The organism is Bradyrhizobium sp. P2_E8 (assembly GCF_056403875.1).
The window spans coordinates 1-2992 of the sequence record NZ_JBFUES010000919.1; the positions used below are offsets into that span (position 1 = coordinate 1).

Genomic DNA, 2992 nt, shown 5'->3' on the forward strand with positions numbered 1-2992 from the left:
CTGCCATCTCGCATCACCCCAGCGACACCCCCGCCTTGGCTCGGCTGATCCCGAGCGTCAGGATGCGCTGCAGGAGATCCGGATATTTCAGCCCGGCATGTTGAGCCGCCGTGGCGAATTCCTGGCTCTTGGCGATCTCGGGGTTGGGATTGGCTTCGATGAAATACGGCGTGCCGTCGGCGGCGAGACGAAAATCGATACGCGCATAGCCGTCGAGGCCGAGCGCCCGGTAGATGCGCTTCGCGGCGCGCTGGATGCGCGCGGTGACTTCGGGCGCGAGGTCCTTCGCCGGCCCGTCGACGATGCCGACCTTTTCCTGATAGTCGGTGTCGTGCTTGGCTTTCTCCGTGGCGATGTGCCGTGAGCTGCGTCCGCCCATGCTGCCGAATTTCAGTTCCCAGACCGGCAGAACACGCAGCCGGTTGTTGCCGAGCACGCCGACATAGAGCTCGCGCCCCTCGATGAACTGCTCGGCGATCGCGGCGGATTCGACGCGYTCGTGAATGAAGGCGACCCGCTCCGCGAGCTTCTCGTCGGTATCGACGATCGATGCCTGCGAGATGCCGAAGGACCCGTCCATGTTCAGGCTCTTGACGATCAGCGGCAGCGCAAGGCGCGTCGGGCGTTTCACCTTGCGGCGCATCGGGAAGACGGCGAAGGCCGGCGCCGCGATCCGGCGGTGATGCACCAGCGTCTTGGACAAATCCTTGCCGCGCGCCAGGATCAGGCCGCGCGGATTGCACCCGGTATAGGGGACCTTCAACAGCTCGAGATAGCTGGCGATGTGCTGGTCGTAGGCGACGTTGTTGTGGAATTCCTCCAGCAACGTGAAAACCACGTGCGGCTTGAACTCTTCGATCGCCTCGCGCACCGGCTTGATTTCGTCCTGCGCGCCGAGGGCACGAACCTCGTGGCCGGCCGCGCGCAAGGTGCTCACCACGTCGTATTCCGTTTTCCACGCGTTGATTTCCTGCGCGGAGTATCCGTCGCTTGAGTCCGGAGGCATGAAGTCCGGATGCATCAGGACCAGAATGCGCAAGCGTCTCATAGCGCGATCCATTTGCGCCGAGACGGGCCAAACAGCGCGTGCATCGTCTTGGCGGTCACGAGGACGGTGAAATCGAGAACGAGCTTCTGTTCGGGGCCGACGGCGCGCAGATCGAGCTCGCGGCAGCGGGAGATCATATCGTCAAGCACGGCATCGAGCGTGAGCTGGTTCTCGCCGGTCCACCGCGCGACCAATTGCCTGATCTGGGCGCGGTGCCGCCTGATCAGGCTCGAAGCCGGCTTTGACCGGTAATGCCGTGGATCGGCGGAAAACAGCCTCGAGAGGTCACGGTCGTAGGTCTTCGGCGGCGTGAAGGCGTAGAACGCCTGCTTCTTCTTGTAGTGGTCGTCGAGCGTCTGGCTGAGCTTGCTCAGCGGGTCGACACGCTCTCGCGTCGTGATAAGCGGCCGCTTGCCTGCGATCTCGCCCATCAGTTCGTCGACATATTCGAGCTTCTTCAGTGCCGGCCAGCCGGCATATCGTGTCCGCCAGTTCGAGCGCGGCCGCAGCCACACCGCAAAGGTTTCGGCGAAGTCTTCGTCAGGATGGCTCTGCGCGTACCAGAGCCGAAGATGCTGGACATAGCGCCGGCTCRCCGGATTGGGTCGGTAGTAGCGCGGATAGTGCTTTGACGATGGGCCGAACAGCTGCTGCCAGCGCCGGCGGCGCTGCAACTGATAGCCGTGCTGGATGGCATGGCCTGCCTCGTGACGGAGGATGGCCATGCACTCGCGCCAGGTTCCGCCCTCGACGTCGAACATCATCCTTTTCTCGAGCTTCATCAGGCGGGGATGGGCGAGATAGAACGGGATGGCGATGCCGGGCACATCTCCCGGACTGAACCATTCGCTCGAGATCCATGTGTGCGGCCGCAGCCGGATGCCCCGCTCTTCGAGCTCCTCGTGGAGCGTGCCGACGCAATCCTCGAGCCAGGTACCTTCGACCGTAACCCTCAGGCTGCTGAGGCGTTGCTCGAGCAATTCGTCATCCGACAGCTTCTCCCAGGCAAATTTCCGGCGTGGCATCAGGCATCCAGAGGGCAGAGATGACTCGGCGTCCGGATGATGTCATGGGCCGCGGTTGGCAACAACCCGTGGGCGGGCGCGGTGTGCCGCGGCGCATCGGACCGTAGGGTGGGTTAGCCGAAGGCGTAACCCACCACTGTCTGTCGCTGCGGAAACAAAAGAGGTGGGTTACGCCGAGCGGTCTGCGCTTCGCGCAGTCCGCAGGGCTAACCCACCCTACGAAGCCAGCTTGTTCAGTCGAACAGGCTCGACACCGACTCTTCCGCCGCGGTGCGCGCGATCGCGTCCGAGATCAGGCTGGCGATCGGCAGCGTGCGGATGTTCGGCGCCTTGCTCACCGCTTCCGTCGGCAGGATCGAGTCGGTGATCACGAGCTCCTTCAGCTTGGAATTCGTGATACGGGCGGCCGCGCCGCCGGAGAGCACGCCGTGGGTGATGTAGGCGTAGACGTCCTTGGCGCCCTTGGCGATCAGCGCATCGGCCGCGTTCACCAGCGTGCCGCCGGAATCGACGATGTCGTCGACCAGAATACAGCTGTAGCCGGAGACGTCGCCGATCACGTTCATGACTTCGGATTCACCCGGCCGCTCGCGGCGCTTGTCGACGATAGCGAGCGGGGTGTTGATGCGCTTGGCGAGTCCGCGGGCGCGGGCCACGCCGCCGACGTCGGGCGATACCACCATCACCTTGGAGAGGTCGAAACGTTCGCGGATGTCGCGCACCATCAGGGGGGCAGCAAACAAATTGTCGGTCGGGATGTCGAAGAAGCCCTGAATCTGGCCGGCATGCAGGTCGAGCGTCATGACGCGGTCGACGCCGGCATGGGTGATCAGATTGGCGACGAGCTTGGCCGAGATCGGCGTGCGCGAGCCGGAGCGGCGGTCCTGCCTAGCATAGCCGAAATAGGGGATCACTGCGG

The 2992-nt window shown here is 64.0% G+C and carries 3 protein-coding genes; all 3 read right to left on the reverse strand.

Annotation, left to right across the window (positions count from 1 at the left end; all coding sequences use genetic code 11):
• Nucleotides 1-13: 13 nt before the first annotated feature.
• The gene (locus AC1D00_RS34260) at nucleotides 14-1048 is read right to left on the reverse strand and encodes a D-alanine--D-alanine ligase family protein (protein WP_167771143.1); all 1035 of its coding nucleotides are present in this window, start codon (nucleotides 1046-1048) and stop codon (nucleotides 14-16) included.
• Nucleotides 1045-2073 (reverse strand): putative zinc-binding metallopeptidase, encoded by a 1029-nt coding sequence (locus tag AC1D00_RS34265; protein WP_477013720.1) that lies wholly within the window; start codon nucleotides 2071-2073, stop codon nucleotides 1045-1047. Before AC1D00_RS34265 ends, AC1D00_RS34260 begins: the two co-directional genes overlap by 4 nt.
• A 233-nt stretch (nucleotides 2074-2306) precedes the next feature.
• Nucleotides 2307-2992, reverse strand: a 686-nt coding sequence (locus AC1D00_RS34270) for a ribose-phosphate pyrophosphokinase (protein WP_477013721.1), incomplete at its 5' end; no start/stop codon positions are given.